This is a genomic window from Streptomyces sp. NBC_00986, assembly GCF_045162565.1.
Classification (GTDB): Bacteria; Actinomycetota; Actinomycetes; order Streptomycetales; family Streptomycetaceae; genus Streptomyces.
In genome coordinates this window covers 6,491,827-6,509,856 of record NZ_CP108733.1, presented here as the reverse complement: position 1 = coordinate 6,509,856, position 18,030 = coordinate 6,491,827, and the positions used below count along the sequence as shown (strand labels likewise).

22 protein-coding genes are annotated in these 18,030 nt (G+C 68.9%); 6 read left to right on the top strand and 16 right to left on the bottom strand.

What is annotated here, in order from left to right; translation table 11 throughout:
• Nucleotides 1–3: 3 nt before the first annotated feature.
• The 3 genes from OG504_RS29095 to OG504_RS29085 form a co-directional block, all read right to left on the bottom strand.
• Nucleotides 4–876, bottom strand: a complete 873-nt coding sequence (locus tag OG504_RS29095; RefSeq protein ID WP_405992446.1) for a GntR family transcriptional regulator — start codon at nucleotides 874–876, stop codon at nucleotides 4–6.
• A 74-nt stretch (nucleotides 877–950) separates the two neighbouring features.
• On the bottom strand, nucleotides 951–1,664 hold the full coding sequence (locus tag OG504_RS29090; RefSeq protein ID WP_405992445.1) for an HAD family hydrolase: 714 nt from the start codon (nucleotides 1,662–1,664) through the stop codon (nucleotides 951–953).
• 29 nt (nucleotides 1,665–1,693) lie between these two features.
• Nucleotides 1,694–2,572, bottom strand: coding sequence for a GntR family transcriptional regulator (locus OG504_RS29085; protein WP_405992444.1), 879 nt, complete (start codon nucleotides 2,570–2,572; stop codon nucleotides 1,694–1,696).
• Between the two features lie 156 nt (nucleotides 2,573–2,728).
• Between OG504_RS29085 and OG504_RS29080 the strand changes: the two genes are divergently transcribed.
• Entirely contained in the window at nucleotides 2,729–2,917 is a 189-nt protein-coding gene (locus tag OG504_RS29080; protein ID WP_019062567.1) for a hypothetical protein, read from the top strand.
• Nucleotides 2,918–2,975: 58 nt separating this feature from the next.
• Here OG504_RS29080 and OG504_RS29075 read toward each other — a convergent pair whose 3' ends face one another.
• The 4 genes from OG504_RS29075 to OG504_RS29060 all read right to left on the bottom strand — a co-directional run bounded on the left by OG504_RS29075 (nucleotide 2,976) and on the right by OG504_RS29060 (nucleotide 7,575).
• A complete protein-coding gene (locus OG504_RS29075) occupies nucleotides 2,976–3,890 on the bottom strand; it encodes a winged helix-turn-helix domain-containing protein (RefSeq protein ID WP_405992443.1) in 915 nt (304 codons plus the stop codon).
• A 226-nt stretch (nucleotides 3,891–4,116) separates the two neighbouring features.
• On the bottom strand, nucleotides 4,117–5,376 hold the full coding sequence (locus OG504_RS29070) for a GNAT family N-acetyltransferase (RefSeq protein WP_405992442.1): 1,260 nt from the start codon (nucleotides 5,374–5,376) through the stop codon (nucleotides 4,117–4,119).
• 578 nt (nucleotides 5,377–5,954) lie between these two features.
• The gene (locus OG504_RS29065; protein ID WP_405992441.1) at nucleotides 5,955–6,875 is read right to left on the bottom strand and encodes an asparaginase; all 921 of its coding nucleotides are present in this window, start codon (nucleotides 6,873–6,875) and stop codon (nucleotides 5,955–5,957) included.
• A 97-nt stretch (nucleotides 6,876–6,972) separates the two neighbouring features.
• A complete protein-coding gene (locus OG504_RS29060) occupies nucleotides 6,973–7,575 on the bottom strand; it encodes an aerial mycelium formation protein (protein WP_405992440.1) in 603 nt (200 codons plus the stop codon).
• A gap of 180 nt (nucleotides 7,576–7,755) precedes the next feature.
• Here OG504_RS29060 and dtd point away from each other — a divergent pair, with 180 nt between their 5' ends.
• Nucleotides 7,756–8,181, top strand: coding sequence for a D-aminoacyl-tRNA deacylase (gene dtd, locus OG504_RS29055; protein ID WP_405992439.1), 426 nt, complete (start codon nucleotides 7,756–7,758; stop codon nucleotides 8,179–8,181).
• A 10-nt stretch (nucleotides 8,182–8,191) separates the two neighbouring features.
• Here dtd and OG504_RS29050 read toward each other — a convergent pair whose 3' ends face one another.
• From OG504_RS29050 to OG504_RS29025, 6 genes are all read right to left on the bottom strand, one after another.
• Nucleotides 8,192–9,157: a YgfZ/GcvT domain-containing protein gene (locus tag OG504_RS29050; RefSeq protein ID WP_405992438.1), complete on the bottom strand. Its 966-nt coding sequence runs from the start codon at nucleotides 9,155–9,157 to the stop codon at nucleotides 8,192–8,194.
• Between the two features lie 10 nt (nucleotides 9,158–9,167).
• On the bottom strand, nucleotides 9,168–9,608 hold the full coding sequence (locus OG504_RS29045) for a transcriptional repressor (RefSeq protein WP_318021720.1): 441 nt from the start codon (nucleotides 9,606–9,608) through the stop codon (nucleotides 9,168–9,170).
• Nucleotides 9,609–9,642: 34 nt separating this feature from the next.
• Nucleotides 9,643–10,218, bottom strand: a complete 576-nt coding sequence (locus tag OG504_RS29040; protein ID WP_019062576.1) for an FABP family protein — start codon at nucleotides 10,216–10,218, stop codon at nucleotides 9,643–9,645.
• A 221-nt stretch (nucleotides 10,219–10,439) separates the two neighbouring features.
• Entirely contained in the window at nucleotides 10,440–11,306 is an 867-nt protein-coding gene (locus tag OG504_RS29035; protein ID WP_405992437.1) for a hypothetical protein, read from the bottom strand.
• Nucleotides 11,307–12,025: 719 nt separating this feature from the next.
• The gene (locus OG504_RS29030; RefSeq protein WP_405992436.1) at nucleotides 12,026–12,925 is read right to left on the bottom strand and encodes a hypothetical protein; all 900 of its coding nucleotides are present in this window, start codon (nucleotides 12,923–12,925) and stop codon (nucleotides 12,026–12,028) included.
• Complete coding sequence (locus OG504_RS29025) at nucleotides 12,922–13,665, bottom strand: hypothetical protein (protein WP_405992435.1); 744 nt, start codon at nucleotides 13,663–13,665, stop codon at nucleotides 12,922–12,924. Before OG504_RS29025 ends, OG504_RS29030 begins: the two co-directional genes overlap by 4 nt.
• Nucleotides 13,666–13,812: 147 nt before the next feature.
• Between OG504_RS29025 and OG504_RS29020 the strand changes: the two genes are divergently transcribed.
• Nucleotides 13,813–14,175: a DsrE family protein gene (locus OG504_RS29020; RefSeq protein WP_405992434.1), complete on the top strand. Its 363-nt coding sequence runs from the start codon at nucleotides 13,813–13,815 to the stop codon at nucleotides 14,173–14,175.
• On the opposite strand, the gene OG504_RS29015 is transcribed toward OG504_RS29020, so the two are convergent.
• Complete coding sequence (locus OG504_RS29015) at nucleotides 14,169–14,369, bottom strand: DUF397 domain-containing protein (RefSeq protein ID WP_405992433.1); 201 nt, start codon at nucleotides 14,367–14,369, stop codon at nucleotides 14,169–14,171. The genes OG504_RS29020 and OG504_RS29015 overlap by 7 nt on opposite strands.
• Entirely contained in the window at nucleotides 14,351–15,193 is an 843-nt protein-coding gene (locus OG504_RS29010; protein WP_405992432.1) for a helix-turn-helix transcriptional regulator, read from the bottom strand. The genes OG504_RS29015 and OG504_RS29010 overlap by 19 nt, the downstream gene beginning before the upstream one ends.
• Nucleotides 15,194–15,376: 183 nt before the next feature.
• On the opposite strand from OG504_RS29010, the gene OG504_RS29005 reads away from it, so the two are divergent.
• Both OG504_RS29005 and OG504_RS29000 read left to right on the top strand, forming a co-directional pair.
• Nucleotides 15,377–15,742 (top strand): hypothetical protein, encoded by a 366-nt coding sequence (locus tag OG504_RS29005; protein WP_405992431.1) that lies wholly within the window; start codon nucleotides 15,377–15,379, stop codon nucleotides 15,740–15,742.
• Nucleotides 15,739–16,005, top strand: a complete 267-nt coding sequence (locus OG504_RS29000; RefSeq protein ID WP_405992430.1) for a hypothetical protein — start codon at nucleotides 15,739–15,741, stop codon at nucleotides 16,003–16,005. The genes OG504_RS29005 and OG504_RS29000 overlap by 4 nt, the downstream gene beginning before the upstream one ends.
• 34 nt (nucleotides 16,006–16,039) lie before the next feature.
• Here OG504_RS29000 and OG504_RS28995 read toward each other — a convergent pair whose 3' ends face one another.
• On the bottom strand, nucleotides 16,040–17,164 hold the full coding sequence (locus OG504_RS28995) for an FAD-dependent oxidoreductase (RefSeq protein WP_405992429.1): 1,125 nt from the start codon (nucleotides 17,162–17,164) through the stop codon (nucleotides 16,040–16,042).
• 141 nt (nucleotides 17,165–17,305) lie between these two features.
• Here OG504_RS28995 and OG504_RS28990 point away from each other — a divergent pair, with 141 nt between their 5' ends.
• Entirely contained in the window at nucleotides 17,306–17,989 is a 684-nt protein-coding gene (locus tag OG504_RS28990) for a TetR/AcrR family transcriptional regulator (protein ID WP_405992428.1), read from the top strand.
• The last annotated feature ends 41 nt before the right edge of the window (nucleotides 17,990–18,030 follow it).

Here is an 18,030-nt window from a genome sequence, read left to right as displayed (position 1 = left end):
AAGCTAGTCGGCGAGCCGCGTCCAGACGGACTCGAACCAGGTCGTCATGCCTTCCACGAAGACGGACCCCGGCGAGGTCGGGTCGGCGTCCTTCACGTGGTGGGTGAGGGTGGCGCCGTAGCCCAGCACATCGAGCGCCGTGATCCTGTCCCCGTCGTCCAGGACCACCGCGCGCTCGATGACCGTGTAGGCGCCGTGCAGTACCTCGGCACCGTTGATCACGTACAGCTTGAAGGTCGGCGTCAGCGGCGTGTGCCGGATCCCCAACTCGACGGACGGCACCAGGTTTTCGGCCTCCAGCGCCATCAGCACCTCACGCAGGGACTCCGTGTGCCGCTTGGTGATGCGGTGCAGGCGGTCCTGCAAGCGTGGATCGTCCTTGTCGTCCTTGGCCCGCGGGTACGGCAGGGTCATCGACTCGGTGGGCAGCAGCACGCGCAGGGCGATGCGCTGCGGAGAGATGTTCCTGGTGCGGATCCGCTCCGCCTGGAGCCGAATGTGCGCGTCCAGGGACTCGGACGTCAACGTGTAGACATCCAGGGTGACTTCGGGCCGTTCGAAGGCCTCACTGATGAGAGGACCCAGCGTCAGTGCCTGGCGTGACCGGCTGGCCCTGGGTGACCAGGACTGTATGCGCTGGTTCTTGACGACACGTGAACCCGTGCCCTGCCGGGACTCGATCCAGCCTTCGTTGCGCAGCTCCTCGATGACCCGCTGCACGGTGTTCCGGGAGACCCCGAACTCCGTCGCGAGCGCCGACTGCGCCGGCAGGTAGGAGCCCAGCGGATACGCCCCGTCCACCATCCGGCCCCGGAGCTCCTCCGCGACCCGAAGGAACTCCTTGCCGCCGCCTTCGTCCGTCCTCGTCGCCGTCACGCGCCGTGGCTACCGCACCCTGTCGTTCGGCAAACCAACTCCAGTCAGGCGAACAAAGAGTCGCACCAATCCGTCTATCGCCGGAGCATCCGCAGCAGGGGCTCCAAAGAGCCCACAATGTGCTCCGCTCCGCCCTCCCTCAAGAGTTTGGCCTTACGTTCGTTACGCGCGTAGCCGAGGAAAGGGACCCTGGCCTCACGCGCGGCGTCGAAGTCCGAGGGGGAGTCGCCGATCATCAGGGCGGCGCCCGGCGCGGCCCCCATGGCGCTCAGGGCCCGGTTGAGGCAGTGCGGGTCGGGCTTGAGGCGGTGGAGGTTCTGGGTGCGGCCGTAGATGTGCGGGGCGAAGCAGGTGAGGAGACCGCGGCTCGCGAGGTATGCGCGGGCCGCCCGGGGGGAGTTGTTCGTGGCGATCGCCAGTCGGGATCCCACCGCGGTCCAGGTGCGGATCAGGGGGTCGGCGTAGGCGGTGGGCATCGCGGAGGCGGCGGCTCTCATCTCCTCCTGGGTGAGCCGTTCCTCCAGCTCCGCCACCAAGTCGCTGCCGGGATGCCGGCGGTCCACCGCTCGCAGTACCACTTGCGGGTCCAGGGACTCCCGTTCCTTGTCCGTGAGCAGGCTGTGGAGACCGCGACCCGCCAGCCACTCCACCACTTCGGCGGCCACCCGCTCCGCCTTGTGTCCAGCGAAGAGCCGGCAGATCGGGCCGTCGAAGTCCCAGAGCACCACGTGTGCACGCGTGATCAGTTTCCGCAGGTTCTCGGTCTCTTTCTCGGTCTCTGCTGTCACCGGTTCAGTCTGCGCCGTATCAGGAGTCACTAGGAGAGTGTCAGGTCCGTGGTGATGGTTTCCCAGAGGGCGTCGAACCACAGCTGTGATTGCTCCACGAACGCCGCGTCCCGCTCGCCGGCCTGCCGGAGGAAGGAGAAGAGGAGGGACTTGGCGCCGAGTACGTCGTACATGTCCAGGGTCTGGCTGCCGTATTCCTCCTCCCGTCTGGTGAGCATGTAGTAACCGAGCAGCGCCTCCTGGCCGTTGAGGAGGTAGAGCTTCACTGGTGGAGTGAAAGGGAGCGCCCGGAACGTGACCTTGACGTCCATGCCGTGCGTGGCTCTCAGGGACAGCAAATTGTGCTGGAGCACCTGGCCCTGGGCGTTGCGCATCGACAGCCAGCGCTGGTGGACCGAGTTGTCCTCGCCGTCACCGTCGACCGGGACCGGGAACGCGAGGGTGATCTCCCTGGAAGGCACGAGGATGCGGACCGCGATCGACTCGGGGCGCAGGCGGCCCTCGTGGATCTGGCGGAGAGGTTCGCCGATGGCCACCATCAGGGTCTCGGCGGTGTGGCACACCACGTCTATGTGGACGACCGGCGCGGAGAAGGCTTCTGTCAGGCGTGGTGCCAGCCCGACCATCGTCGGCTGGGGCGCACCCGGCGCGGGAGTCGGCACGGCGATCCGCGGTGGACTCCCCTTGCTCACGTTCGTCAGGAGGCCCGCGTCCTGGAGGAGGCGGAGTGCTTGGCGTACGGCGCCTCGTTCGACGCCGAATTCCTCCGCCAGGTCGGCCTGGGTGGGCAGGCGGTCTCCTGCCTTGAGGTCGCCGGTGCGGATGCGGTCGCGCAGGGCGTCGGCGATCTCCTGGGGCGAGAAGCTTCTGCTGCCGTTCACTGCCACGTTCTCCTGGGTCACTACCAAACGGTATAACTCTGCCCCATCTAAGGGGAGTTGTTTGGAACCTGATTGTAAGTAGGTGTGAGTAGGTGCCAATCGGGAACAACTTAAGCAGAGTTGGCAGCCAACTTCTCCAAGTTGGTGGAAGTTTTGCTTCCACAGCCCGAAGGGGGAACCATCGTGCCCGCCATAGCCCTCCTCTCCGCCGTCTTCGTCGTCGGCTTCGAGCAGATCGTCCAGTGGAAGTACGGCGCCACCGGGATCATCGGCCTGCTGTTGCTCTCCATCGGCATCAAGGCCAAGAGCCCGGCCATCAGTTCCATCGGGGCCGTCGTCCTGGCCCTGCTGGTCACCGGACCGGCCCTGTGACCGTACGACCCGAAGGCCGCCCCCAAGGTCACGTCAGGTCAGCCACTGCGGGAGGCGATCAGCTCGTGGGCGTCAGCGTGAGCTCCGAACTGATCGTCTCCCACAGTGCGTTGAACCACAGGTGCGACTGTTCCACGAACGTCGTGTCCCGCAGGCCGGCGCCCTGCTCGAAGGCGAACAGCATCGACTGGGTGCCCTCCGCGTCGTACATCTCCACCTGCTCGTGGCCGATCTCCGCCTCGCCCTTGGTCAGCGTGTAGTAGGCGAAGAGCGCCTCCGAGCCGTTGAGCAGGTACAGCTTCACGGGCGGGGTGAAGGGCAGCGCGCGGAACGTGATGTGCACGTCGATGCCGTGCGTCGCGCGTAACGCGAGCAGGTTGTGCTTCAACACCTGTCCCTGGGCGTTGCGTTGGGCCAGCCAGCGGCGTTGCAGCCGGCTGTCGGCCGGGGCGTCCACGCGGGAGGGGAAGGCGAGGTCGATGTCACTGCTCGGCAGCAGCACCCGGACGTCGACCTTGGCCGGTTTCAGACGTCCGGCGTGGATCTGACGCAGCGGTTCGCCGATGGCCAGCGTGAGCGAGACCGCGGTCAGGCAGAGGGCCTCGATCTCGACGTGCGGCTGCGCGAAGGCCTCCGATATGCGCGGTCCCAGGCCCACCATCGTGGGCTGCGGCGGGGCTCCCGGGCCGGTCAGCGCCAGATTGAGGTCGGGGGCCACGGTCGCCGGGCTGCCCTTGGACACGTTGGTGAGCAGCCGCTCGGACTGCAGGATGCGCAGTGCCTGTCGTACGGCTCCGCGCTCGACGCCGAACTCGTCCGCCAGCTTGGCCTGGGTGGGCATGCGCTGGCCGGGCCGCAGTGCACCGGACCTGATCCGGGTGCGCAGCTCGTCGGCCAGCTCGCGGTGTGACCACTGCGGCCGTGGTGACCTCGTCCGTCCATTGACGGTGGCGTGTTCCGGGTCCACGACCAAACACTACAACTTCCCGCCATCTTTGGGCAGTTCAAGGAAAGGTGGTTATGAGACGTACCCAAGAGGAGATAACTAGAAGAGAGTTGGTCGCCAACTTGGCCAACTTGGCCGCCTGGGTCTCTCTCCTGGAGGGGAGCCGAGAGCCCGGCGGCCGGCACCACCACAACTGAACAGCTACGGATGAGTCCAGTCCATCAACAGGCACCAGCGGAAAGGTCGTTCAGGATCAGAAGATGTCCGGGCACCATGGCCGCCTGGACGTACGCAGCAGGGCGTCGGCCACACGGGCGGCGCCCGCTCGTTCTTCTCGCACCCGCCCCAACGCGGCAAGCCGTACGGCCGACTCGTCCCCCAGCCACAGCGTCCCCAACTCCCTTACATCGAGGGTGAGTTCGGGACTCTCCGTCGTCGGCGTACAGGACGCCCCCTGCGCCGAAGCCTCCAACCGGTAGCGCCCACCGGCCAGTCCGGCCCCGTCGACGACCTCGAACACCAACACGCCCTCCCCCTCGTACGACCGCGCCTCCATGGCCCGTACGACGTCCAGGACCCGCACCCACAGCCAGTCCGCCTGTGTCGTGATCGTGGCGGCGCGCGGGTCCGGCAGCAGCAGGGGCAGCAGGTCGTCGGGGGCACGCCAGCCCGACTTCACCTTCGTCACCCAGTCGATCGAGCAGAGGTGGTGCCACAGCGCGCGTTCGGCCGCCGGGGTCGTGGCGATGAACCCCTTCACCGTGGCCGTGTCGAGCGGCTGCTTGGCGTCGGTCCACGTGTCGTCGCAGACGTACGCGACCAGGCCCTGCACCTCGCCGTCCGCCGCGCGGTGGACGGCGTAGAACGGCTCGGTCCACGGCGCGCGCGTCAGACGTACGGCGCCCGTGTTGACCTGCCACCAGCGGTCGTCGCGGGTGATCGCACCGGGCTGGACGCGGCGCAGCCGCTCGTGCAGTTCGGGACCGAGCTTGCGTACGTCCTCGCCGTCCACCAGGTCGATACGGCCGCCGTCCTCCGGGGCGGACCAGCGGGGGTCCAGGCCGGCCCTCGTCACGTCGATCTCCCACTGGGTCGCCGACGTGGCCGGGCCGAAGCCGTAGCGGCCGTAGATCCGGTACTCGGCGGCGATGAGCGTGGCCACGACGTCGCCACGCTCCTTCGCCGCGGCCAGGTCCTGGGCCATCATGCGGGTCAGGAGGCCTCGGCGGCGGTGGGTGACCGTGACGGTGACGTTCGAGATGGCGTCGGCCGGGACCGGTCTGCCGCCCACCGCCGTCAGCTCCTGAGGGAACGAGCGGAAGGTCGCCACGCAGCGGGTGCCGTCGAAGGCGCCGAGGGTGCGGGACGGGTCGATGTAACTGCTGCGGTCGGTGATCTCTTCGTCGGAGACGGACGGGGTGCGCAGGAAACCGGTGTTCAGGGCGCGGATCCAGTCGGGGATCTCGGGCTCGGTGACGGGGCGGACGGCGAGATCCTGGGGGTGACTGGTCATGGGATCACGCTAGGTGTACGAGCGGCGGGGTGTCTCGGGGATTTTTCTCGCCCCCGCCGCCCCTACCCGTCCCATCCCCGGGGCTGCCGCCCCCAGACCCCCGCATCGGCCTGAACGGCCTCGTCCTCAAACGCCGGACGGGCTGAGTGATGCCGACCTCGCTGAAAAGGTGAACGGGTGAACAGGCCCGATGAAAGGCGGAAGCACGCTCCCGCCCTTGCCCCTCTGGAGGCTGGGGCCTTTTCTAACCTGTCAAATACAGCTACGGTGGTTAGATTTACCCCCAGCTTCCAGCAACCACCCGACCGGGGTTGGACGCTGAGCCGACCCGGCGTGCTGTCGAGACGCGAACGCGCCCCTCCGTACCGGCCCGGAACGCAGTACAGGTACGGGCATACGTACCTGGCCACCCATCCTTCCGGGCCGCTCGCTCGCTTCTGAAACGGGCTGGAGCGGACCGTGTCAAGGGTGGCCCGCAGGGCCATCGCCGCAGGCGACGCGTAGCGCAGCGGAGCGCCCTTTACTCGGGCCGCGGAAGCCCGACACTGGCCAAGAAGCGAGTGGTCCAACCCCTGCCTCTAGAACACCGCTCGGATCTCACCCACCTCACGGCCTCCGCCCAACACCGCCGCCCTCCCCAGCCCCTCAGTCGACACGCCCATCAACGCCAGCGCCCTCCCCAACACCGGTCCCAGCGCCCGCCCCGCCCCGTCCTCCACCTTGAACGCCAGCGCCCGCCCGTCCGGAAGGGCGACCGCCTGGACCGCTTCCGCGCCCATCTTCGACAACACACCCGGCACCGCCCGCATCAGCCACGTGTCCGGCCGCCGCGTGCCGGCGACGTACTCGGGGTGAGCCCGCATCGCGTCGGCGACCCGGCGTTCCGCGGAACCCGGGGCGGCCAGGACGAAGAAACGGAAGGACCGGGCCAGGCCCGTCAGGGTGATCGCCAGGAGTGGGGCGCCGCAGCCGTCCGTGCCCACCGCCGCCACCCGCTCGCCCGAGACTTCTTCCACAACCCTGTGGATAAGTTTCTGGAGCGGGTGCTCGGGGTCCAGATACGACTCCAACGGCCAGCCCCGCAGCGCGCTCGCCGCCAGCATGGCCGTGTGCTTGCCGGAACAGTTCATGGCGATGCGGTCACGTACGGCGCCCGACGCCAGGTACGTCTCCTGCTCGACGGGGTCGAGGGGGAGGTCCGGCGGGCACTGCAACTGGCCTGCGTCCAGGCCGTGTTCGGAGAGAAGTCGGCGTACCAGATCGCGGTGGAAGAGTTCGCCGGAGTGGCTCGCGGCGGCGATCGCGAGGCGTTCGCCGGTGAGGTCGAGGCCCGCGCGCAGGACGCCCGCCGCCTGCATCGGCTTGTTGGAGGAACGGGGGAAGACGGGGGTCGTCACGTCACCCAGGGCCAGTTCCACCGAACCGTCCGCCGCCAGGACCACCAGGCTGCCCCGGTGCCGGCTCTCCACGAAGCCGGAGCGGACGACCTCCGCGAGCACCGGAGGGGGTGTGCCGAGAGCCCCCGTAACACCCGTAGACCCGGTAACCGCCGCAAAACGCGCATCTTCAGCCGTCACGTCGGGCCCCTCACGTCACTCACGTCAGCAGGTCGTCCACCTGTGCCTCTCCCTCACGGTACCTGCGGGCGATCTCCGCGCTACAGCCGTCGGCCGTGTGCTGGAGGAGCTGACGGCGGCGGGACACCTGCTGTTCGTACCGGACCAGGCGGCCCATCGCCGTGGTCAGCTCCAGATCGGTGCGGGCCTCCAGGTCGGAGAGTTCGACCTCGGCCAGCATCTCCGCGGCCAGCAGCCGGTACTCCTCGCTGTGCGGCGTGCCCAGCGTGACGTGCCGGGCCGAGGAGCGGTGCCGGGCGGGGGCGTCGGTGAGGATCTCCGACAGCCGGTCGACCACCGACGCCGCGCCCGCCGGGGAACGCCGGGCCAGTTCGGCGCGCAGGATGTCGATCCGGCCCTGGAGCAGCCGTCGTACGTAACTCAGATCGGCCTCGTCGCGCTGCGCGTCGCGGCGCAGCGCGCGCAGCTCCGGGAGCCGTAGCGCGGTCAGGTCGGGTGCGGGCGGTTCGGCGGGCAGCAGCGGGCTGTCGACGCGCTGCACGGGCGGGCGGCGCGTGGCCGGTCCCCCCGCGCGGATCAGCGAGACAGGCCCAGGGGGCTGCCCGGTACTCGGTGTGCTCATTGCCTCTACCCGTCCCCTCGACCGGCGTGTGGACAGCATCGTGCCACCCCAACTGGCCGCTATGTGACCGAGTGCCCCCGAACGGCCCCAGATGGGGGGTTAAGGATCAAAAATCGGCCCTCCTACGGCCCCCTCCAGCCGCCTGCGAACCGTTCTCGCCCGCACGGCATCATGGAACCCATGCGAGCAGTGGTGCAGCGGGTGGACAGCGCGAGTGTCGTGGTCGAGGGCGAGACGGTCGGGGCGATCGACGGCGAGGGGCTGTGCGTCCTCGTCGGCGTCACCCACGAGGACACCAAGGAGAAGGCGGCCCAACTGGCCCGCAAACTCTGGTCGATCCGCATGCTGCACGACGAGAAGTCGTGCAGTGACATCGACGCCCCGCTGCTCGTCATCAGTCAGTTCACGCTCTACGGCGACGCCCGCAAGGGCCGCCGCCCCACCTGGAACGCGGCCGCCCCCGGCGACATCGCGGAGCCCCTCGTCGACGAGGTCGTGGCCCAACTCCGCGCCCTGGGCGCCACGGTGGCGACGGGCCGCTTCGGCGCCCAGATGCGCGTCTCCCTCACGAACGACGGCCCGTTCACGGTGGTCGTGGACCTCTAGGACCCCACAACTAGGGCTCTACGACCACTTCCTGCGCCGCGGCCGTCGTGTCGGCCAGCAGCGGCGCATCCAGCGGCACGTTCCGCTTCACCAGCGCGAGCGCGATCGGCCCCAGCTCGTGGTGCCGTACGGACGTCGTGATGAAGCCGATCTTGCGACCGTCCGCCCCCTCCTCCGCGAGCCTCAACTCCGTGCCGTGGCCCGGGAGATGGACCTCGCTGCCGTCGAGGTGGAGGAAGACGAGGCGGCGCGGCGGCTTGCCCAGGTTCTGCACCCGGGCCACCGTCTCCTGGCCCCGGTAGCAGCCCTTCTGGAGATGGACCGCCGTACCGATCCAGCCCAGCTCGTGCGGGATGGTGCGGTGGTCGGTCTCGAAGCCGAGGCGGGGGCGGTGGTGCTCGACGCGCAGCGCCTCGTAGGCGAGGATCCCGGCCGGCGGGCCGGACTTCTCGGCGTACGACTCCAGGTCCTCGCGCGGGAGGAACAGATCGCGGCCGTACGGCGTCTCGCGTACGACGGCACCGGCCGGGACCTCGGCGATGGAGCCGGCGGGGACGTACACGACCGCGAACTCGCTTGTGCGGTCGGTGACTTCGACGCGGTAGAAGAACTTCATCGACTCCAGGTAGGCGATCAGCGCCTCCTGGGTGTCGGGTTCCGTGTGCATCCAGACCGTCGTGCCGTCGTCGACGAGGTACAGGGCGTGCTCGATGTGGCCGTGCGCCGAGAGGATCAGGGCCTCGGTGGCGACGCCGGTGGGGAGGTCGCTGACGTGCTGGGTGAGCAGGAGGTGCAGCCAGCTCAGGCGGTCGTCACCGGTGACGGCGACGACCCCGCGGTGCGAGAGGTCGACGAAACCGGTGCCGTCGGCGAGGGTGCGCTGCTCACGGAACAGGTCGCCGTAGTGGGCCGCGACGCCTTCGTCCACTCCTTCGGCGGGGACGGCGCCGGGCAGGGACAACAGGGGGCTCTTCATACCGGTAAGCCTACGACTCGGTAGTTGAAGTCTTCATGGAACAGTCGCGGCATCTGCCGAAGATGGCGAAGTGCTTCATGTCGGTCTCGAAGCCGAACGTGTCCCGCAGCTTGGCCCGGAACTCGGCGGCGACCTCGACATCGGCCTCGATGACGTTCGTGCAGTCACGGCAGACGAGGTGGATGTGATGGTGCCGGTCGGCGAGGTGGTACGTCGGCGCCCCGTGCCCCAGGTGCGCGTGACTGACCAGCTGGAGCTCCTCGAGCAGCTCCAGGGTTCTGTACACGGTGGAGATGTTGACCCCCGACGCCGTCTTCCTCACCTCGATGAGGATGTCGTCGGGGGTCGCGTGCTCCAGGGTGTCCACGGCTTCGAGCACGAGCTGCCGCTGCGGTGTCAGCCGGTAGCCGCGCTGCCGCAGATCACTCTTCCAGTCCGTGCCTGGGTCCATGCCTTGGGTGCTCACCACACCTCAGAGTCTAGAACTACTTGAAGAAAGCGATCCCGTCGTCCGGCATGTCGTCCGGGAGGGCCTTCGCCCAGCGTTCGACGTCGTCCGGGGTGACGATCTTCTTCAGGTGGGCGGACATGTAGGGGCGGAGTTCGACCTCGGGGGTCTGCTTCTCGCCGACCCACATGAGGTCGCTCTTGACGTAGCCGTAGAGGCGCTTGCCGCCGGTGTAGGGGCCGGAGGCGGCGGTGCGGGCGACGGCGTCGGTGACCAGGTCGATCTGGGGCTTCTGCTTGGCGAGTTCGCCGTACCAGATCTCGACGACTCCGTCGTCGCGGGTCATCGTGACCTCGACCTTGCGGTCGGCGTCGATGCGCCAGAAGCCGGACTCGGTCTCCAGGGGGCGGACCTTGTTGCCGTCGTTGTCCAGGACCCAGGTGTGGGAGCGGTACTCCAGGAAGTCGCGGCCGTCGTGCGTGAAGGAGACCTCCTGGCCGAAGTTGCACTTCTCGGAGCCGGGGAAGTCGTGCACGCCCGCGCCGGCCCACTCGCCGAGCAGGAAGACGAGGGGGACCAGGTCCTTGTGGAGGTCGGACGGGATCTCGATCATGACGTCAGCAGTTCCTCGGTGGGGGTCAGCGCTGGCCCTGGTACAGCTTCTTCACGCTCAGTCCGGCGAAGGCGAGGACGCCGACGCAGACCAGGACCAGCAGGGTTTCGAAGAAGATCTCCACGGGTGCTCCTCGGATGAGCGTGGTGCGGTACGCATATGTACACAGGGCCGGGCCCCAGCTTACGCGGCTGGGGCCCGGTGCTCACGGTGAGGTACGGCTAGGCGAGCAGCTGGCTCTGCAGGGTGACCGTCTGCTGGAACGGGACGGCTTCCGCCTCGCCCTTCCTCGACTGCACGATCATCGCGACGGTGTCGCCGGCCGTGAGGAACGCCTCACGGACCTGTTCGGCGCCGTACGGCTTCGTCTCGACGTACGGCAGGAGCGAGATGTCCGTGACCTTGGCCGCGTCCGGGAAATCGTCGTCCGACTCATAGCTGTCGGCGCCGCGTACCGGGTAGGTGGGCGCCGAGTATCCGCCCAGGCTCCCCGAGACCAGGCCGTCGGCGACCGTCGCCGTGTCGAACTGGAGCAGGTAGATCCGGGTGTGCGTGCCGTCCGGGGTGGTCCAGCCGCGGGCCGCGATGTGCCGCAGGCCGTCGTCGGTGAGCTTCTGCGCGAGCTCGGTCCGGTCGTCGCCGGAGGAGAACTCGGCGAGGAACACCTTCGTGGCCAGCCAGCCGTCACTGCCGTCGAGTGCCTTGTCTCCGGTGGCCCCCTTCGGCGCCGGGAGCACCAGCTCCCGCAGGTCCGCGAAGTGGGACCCCGCCGGGTTCGCCTCGGCCAACGGCCCCGGGCTGCCCTTCGGCAGTGGCGGCTTGGTGAGCACGGGGTAGTCCCACCGCCCGTCCGACTCCGTCCCGAGCCCGGGCACGTCCGACCGCTTCATGTCGGTGATCCCGTACGCCGTCCCGGCCCCGACCACCGCGAACACGACCACGGCGGCGGTCCAGCGGAACACCGCGCGGAGAACCCGGCGGTCTTTCTTGCCGGCGGTGATGGGGCTGAGCGCTTCGGTGGCAGGCGGAAGGACCGGAAGGGGCGGCGCTGCGGGAGCACCCGGGTCGAGCGGGGGTCGAGCGCCCACCGGCTCAACCGGAGCCTCGACGAAGGCCGCCGGGACTGCCGGAGCCTCGGGGCCCGCCGGAACAGCCGGAGGCTCCGCGACTGCCGGTGCGGCCGAGGCCTCGAAGGCCGCCGGTGTCACAGAAGGCTCCGAAGCAGCCGATGCCGCCAAGGGCTCCGAGGCCGCCGGAACGGCCGGAGGCTCCGCGACTGCCAGTACGGCCGACGACTCGAAGAACGCCGGTGTCACAGAAGGCTCCGAAGCAGCCGATGCCGCCAAGGGCTCCGAGGCCGCCGGAACGGCCGGAGGCTCCGCGACTGCCGGTGCGGCCGACGACTCGAAGAACGCCGGTGTCACAGAAGGCTCCGAAGCCGGCGGAACCACGGAAGACTCAGCGGCTGCCCGTGCCGCCGAGGGCTCCCTGCCGGCCGGTGTCGCCAAGGGCTCTGAAGCAGCCGCTGTGGCCACGGGCTCCGAGGCGGGAAGGGTGGCCGAAAGCTCCTCAGCCACCGAGGACTCTGAGGCCGCCGGTGTCGCCGAAGGCTCCGGAGCCGCCGGAACCACCGAAGACTCAGAGGCCGCCGGTGTCGTCGAAGACTCCGGAGTCGCCGGAACCAGCGAGGGCTCCGGGGCGGCCGGGGCGGTCGCGCGCTTCGTCATCGTCGGTGTGGTCGAGGCGTCGGCGGTGGTCGGAGTCGGGGCAGGCTCTCCGGGTGTCGTGTTCTCCTGCTGCTGGTCGGTCATACCGCCTCCCCCGGGTCCTTGATGCGGTCGAGTTGTTCCTGGAGCAGGCGGCCGATGGCGTACGTCTGCATCGGGCGGGCGGATTTCGCCGTGAGGGTGACCAGGACTTCCCCCTGGTAGGCGGAGCAGTAGATCGTGTCGAGCTTCTCGTCGGTGCTCTTCGGCGAGAGGAAGCACTCGGCGTTCTTGTAGCCGTTGATCGACGGGCCGGGACGGAAGATGCCCAGGGAGTCGAAGAACTCGTTCTGGAAGCGGGACGCGTTCCGTACCGCCGTCTTGTCCGCGATCTGGGCCAGCACGATGCTCACCGTCGACGCCTTGTCCGTGTAGACGGACGCCTGCTCGTCGGTGCTGACGTAACTGCGCATCGCCAGGCCCTTGGTGTGCTGCTTGTCGATCTCCTTCTCCAGCGGCTTGCGCTGTTTGGCCGGCAGTTCCTTCAGCGACTCCTTGCGCAGCGCCGCGGCCTGCGCCCCGGTGAACGCCACGTCGTGGCCGTACTCCGCGAGGTCGGGCCCCTGGCTCCAGCCGTCCGGGCCGTACGGCACGAGCGCCGCGGCGAGCCCGGTCGGTTTGGCCGCGCCCTCCGCCTTCTCCGTGGACACCTTCGGGAACTTCCATACGGCGTCGCCCGCGTCCCGGTCCGCGCCGTTCACGGTCACGACGGTGTACCCGGCCGCGCCGACCACGGCGACGACGAGCAGCACGGCTCCGGCGATCGCGGCGATACGGCCCTTGCGCACCGGTTTCCTGACAGTCTCAGGAGTCAACTCCTCGGAGCTGCCGACGAGTTCGGGGACGAGCACGTCCGCCGGCTCCGGCTGCGTCACTGGCTGCGCCTCAGGCCCCGGCTCCGGCTCCGGCTCCACCCGCTCGGTGGGGTTCTCGGTGGTCACAGCCGCTCCATCTGCCGCTCGGCCAGATCCATGATCTTCTTCTTCGGGACGGGCTTCGACGAGGAGACCCAGATGTCCATCTCGACGTCACCACGCCAGGCGTGCGCCTCGGCGCTGTAGACGTCCGTGTAACCGGCCTCGCGGTCCGGCGAGTTGTGGACGTACGCCATCCCGTCGCCCGTGCCCGGGATGGGCCAGCTGTCGGTGTCGGACTTCTTCTCGGCCCAGTAGTAGGCGTCGTCCGAGTCGTCGGCGACCACGAGTTCGTCCTCCTGGCGGAACTGCACGAGCCGGATCTCGACGAAGAGCGAGCTGCCCTCCCGCCAGTTGGCGACGGCCGCGCGGCGGAACTCACTGGCGACGAGGCCGCTGAACGCGTCGGCCGGCTCGTCGAACGTCTCCGCGTACTCGGCCAGGTCCATCCACCCGTCGACGCCGACGTCGTAGCCCGCGTCCCGGGCCCCGCTCGGCCTCTTCAGCAGCAGCTTGCGCAGGTCGCCGTCCGTCTTGACCCTGCGGTCCTGGGCGGCGGACAGGGGCTCCGGAGCGGGGCCCTTCGCCTGCGTCAGCGTCGCCTGCGAGAGCGAGGGCAGCTTGTCGGGTGCGCGGTCCGCCTGGACCAGGTAACCCGTGCAGGTACCGGCTACGACCCCGAGTACGGCCGCGACGGCGATCAGGAGTGTGGTGCGGCCACGGCGGCGCGGCTGCCGGGGCACCTCATCGGTTGTTTCCTCGGGCATCTCGGGTACTTCGGGTACTTCCGAGGCTGTTTCTTCGGGTACTTCCACAACGTCCCCCACGGAACATGACGTGCGCATTCCATATGCGCGCACAGGAGACCCATGGCCAACGCAGGGAGTTGTAAGGGAGTTGATTACGATTCGGTCATGTCGAAGAAGCTCGTGATCAAGGTGACGGCAGGAACCGACGCCCCCGAACGCTGCTCACAGGCGTTCACGGTGGCCGCGGTCGCCGTGGCCAGCGGAGTGGACGTCTCCCTGTGGCTCACCGGTGAGTCCGCGTGGTTCGCCCTGCCGGGCCGCGCCGCCGAGTTCGAACTCCCGCACGCCGCGCCGTTGCCGGACCTGATCGACTCGATCCTGGCCGCGGGCCACATCACCCTGTGCACACAGTGCGCGGCCCGCCGGGACATCTCCGAGAAGGATGTCATCGGGGGCGTGCGGATCGCCGGGGCGCAGGTGTTCGTGCAGGAGGTAATGGCCGACGGTACGCAGGCGTTGGTCTATTGAGCCTGTCCCTTGACCGAGCCCACGAACTCCGACCAGGCGTCGACGCCGAAGATCAGGGTGCCGTGGTCGGGGTTCTTCGAGTCACGGACGGGGACGAGGGGGAGGTTGGAGGCGACCTCGACGCACTCGCCGCCACTCGTGTTGCTGTAGCTGCTCTTCCGCCACGTCACACCATTTAGGTCGATGGCTCGCAAGGGACTTCCTCCAACATCCTCAGGATGAACGTTCGCGACTCGGCCGGAGACAGCGCCAGGTCACGCACCGAATCGTACCTACGTTGGAGCTCCTCAACTGAGGTGTTTTCCTCGATCAGTTCGCCACGCAGGTCGTTTTCGGCGTAGGCGACCGTGCGGCCGTCGAGCAGCCGCAGGAACATCACGGCGGTGTTCATCAAGCCGTGCGGGCCAATGCTTAACGGCAGCACCTGGATCGTTACGTTCGGGCGTTCCGCGATCGCCACCAGGTGCTCCAACTGGTCCCGCCATGCCCGTACATCACGCAGGGGCGTGCGCAGTACCGCCTCGGAGAGGACGGCTCGGAACGAGGGCGCGTCCTCTCCTTCCAGCAAACTCCGTCGCCCTGCGCGCGCCTCGACCTGTTGATCCACCTCGTGGCTCTTGAGCCAGCCCACCCCGAGCGCTTCGCGGACGTACCCGTCCGTCTGGAGCAGGCCGGGCGGCGCGCTCACCGCGTAGTGCCACAGGCTGACCGCCTCGGCCTCCAGCATCATGTACCGCCGGTACTGCTCCTTGAACTGCGTCGGGTCGCCAACTGCCAACTCCCACAGGGTGAGTAGCAGCGGCGCCGTGCCGTAGTACTGATCCAGTGCCTGTACGACCTCAGGCCCACCCAACGTGCCCCCGCGCTCCATCTTGCCGAACAACGACGAATCCCACCCCACCGCCTTCTGCAAGTCCCGCAAGCTCAGGCCCCGTTCGACCCTCAGCCTCCGCACCTCCTCGGCAAACCGCTTCCTGGGCTCATGGCTCATCTCCGTAACCACCAGCCGTTGCGGCATCTCGACCTCCCGTTGCTGTGGAATTTGTGGAATTTGGCGTGCCCCGCGCGGAAGTTGAGCCCGTTGCCGCTGCATTCGCCTCCGCCCTGGGCCATCCTCGTAACACACCCAGGACTGCACAGAGTAGTGCAACTGTCGCATTCTGTATGGAAGTTACATAAAAAGGAAGAGGAGGACGCGCCGATGGAACCCGGAACGCTGCTCTACGACTCGGCGACCGACACGGTCGGCGAGTACCAGGACAAGGCAGGGCCCTACGCCCTGTTGCGCCCCGTCGGCGGCGGGCGCGAATGGCAGGCCGACCCCGGGTCGCTTCGACCGGTCACGGACGCGGAACGCATCAGCGCAGGGGTCCGCGCCGCGAACCATCGCGCCCGCACCGACGCCCCGTTCCTGGTCGCCGTACCACCGCAGCCGGCGCCAGGGTGCGCGGGTTGCGCGGAACTGGCCGAGGTCCGGGCGGCGGCACGCACCGCGCGTGACTACAGCGCCGAGACCGACGCGAACGTCCTGCTCCGCAAACACCGCAGCGAGGCCCACCCCGTATGAAGCGCCCACTCCCTCACCAGCTGATCCAGGCACCGTGGGTCCAGTCGGTACCGCCCCCGCTCATGCCGCCCGCACCCTGGCCCGTCGTAGAACGGCAGGAGCCCCCAACACCACCACCCGCAGCCACACCCACGCCCGTATCCGCCCGCCGCCGACGACGGTTCCGCGCACCCCGGGCCCTGCGCGAGGACGCGTTCTGGACGGGCGCGCTCACGGCGATGTGCATCGGCGGATTGCTGATGGCGATCATCGCGACGACGTGAGTGCGCAGACGTCCATATCAACACCCGGAACGCCTCAGGACAGTTTCGCTCCGGGAGCGAACGCGGGCAGCTTCTCAAGGCTGCTGCGCACGGCCTCCGCGCCGTACTCGAACATCTGCCGCTCGTAGTCGCCGACCGCGCCGAGCAGATCCCGGCGGCCTTCGTCGACATCGATCAGGCAGCGGCGCAGCAGGTCCGCATCGCGCAGCGCGGTGTTCGCGCCGTTGCCCCCGGTCGGGGAGGTCGCGTGGATCGCGTCGCCGAGCAGCGTGACCGGGCCGGACGCCCAGCGCTCACCGGGCTTGACCACCCGGATGGACAGCAGCGTGCTGTTGTCCGGGTCGGCCTGCTCGATCAGCGCACGCAGCTCCGGGTGCCAGCCCTCCATCCTGGACAGCACGGCGTCCTGCGCGGTCAGCTCCTCCAGCGAGCCGTTCGACGGCAGGATCATGGCCCAGCGCACGTAGTCGCCGATGTCGGGCAGCGTGACGTCGGGGGCCAGCTGCTCGGCGGCCTGCTTCGGCGGGGTTCGGAAGCGCATCGCGCCGAGCAGCAGGCTGACGGCGTCGCCCGTGATCTTCGAGCCGTACGCCTTGGACAGGCCGGCGAACTCGTCGGTCAGCGGGGTGCGGCCGATGACGAACCGGACGCCGGTGTCGGTCGGGGTGGTCCGCGGCGACAGCACCCCGCGGACCGCGGAGGTGACGCCGTCCGCGCCGACGAGCAGGTCGGCGGTGGCCGGGCCGCGGTGGGCGAACCGGGCTCGGACACGGCCGTCGGCCAGCACGTCGTAGTCGGTCAGCGCGGCATCGGTGTGCACGGTGAGGCCGGTCAGCAACAGGTGCCGCAGCACCTGCCGGTCGACCACGATGCCGGTCCGGCCCGCGCCGAGCCTGCCGATCTCGTTCAGCCGCGGGTCCAGGACCAGCTGCTCGGCGGAGGCGTCCATGACGATCTCGTCCAGCAGCGGGTGCCAGCGCGTCGGCAGGCAGTCGCGCACCGCCTGGAAACCGGTCGGGTTCAGCACGAGCCGGTAGCCCTGGAACCGGGCGACGATCCCCGGGTCGCGCTCGAACACGTCTGCCTCGATGCCGGCACCGCGCAGACCTTGCGCGAGAGCGAGACCTCCCAGACCGGCTCCGACTACGGAAACTCGCATCACATACCTCCGGGACATGGACGGCATCGTCGACATCGACGACATCGACGCGAACCGAGTTCGCCTTGACGAACTTAGTTCGTTCTGACGATCTAAGTTCTACTCAACGAACTTAGTTCGTGTCAAGGTACAGTGACCGTCATGCCCGCCGATCCCCGCCAACGCCGCGCAGCCCGCAAGAAGCCGATCACCGTCGAGCGGATCACCGACGCCGCCCTGGAGGTCGTCGCCACCGAGGGATACGACGCGCTGACCATCCGCCGGGTCGCCGCCGTGCTCGGCACCGGCCCGTCGTCGCTGTACGCGCACATCGCCAACAAGGACGACATCGACGACCTGCTGATCGGCAGGCTCTACGCCGAGGTCACGCTCCCCGAACCGGACCCGGCCACCTGGCGCGAGCAACTGCTCGGGGTCTACACGCAGATCCGCGACCTGTACCTGAAGTACCCCGGAGTCTCGCGCGCCGCGCTGGCCATGGTGCCGACCAGCCTGGAGACGCTGCGGGTCGGCGAGGGAATCCTGGCGATCCTGCTCGCGGGCGGCATCGAACCGAGGACTGCCGGATGGGCCCGCGACGCGCTGTCCCTCTACGTCAGCGCCTACGCACTGGAACAGTCGCTGGTCCGGCAACGGCGCCGGCAGCAGGATCCGGAATGGGTGCTCAGCCACGAGGAGTTGCTGGACCGCTTCACGGCACTGCCGGCCGAGAGATTCCCGCAGACCCGACTCCATGCCGCCGAGCTGATCTCCGGCACCGGACCCGACCGCTTCGAGTTCACCCTCGGCCTGCTCATGAACAACCTGCGGCCCGCCTCCGGTTGACCCGCGGCGTGCGGTGACCGCGTGACGCCCTGCGGCCAGAC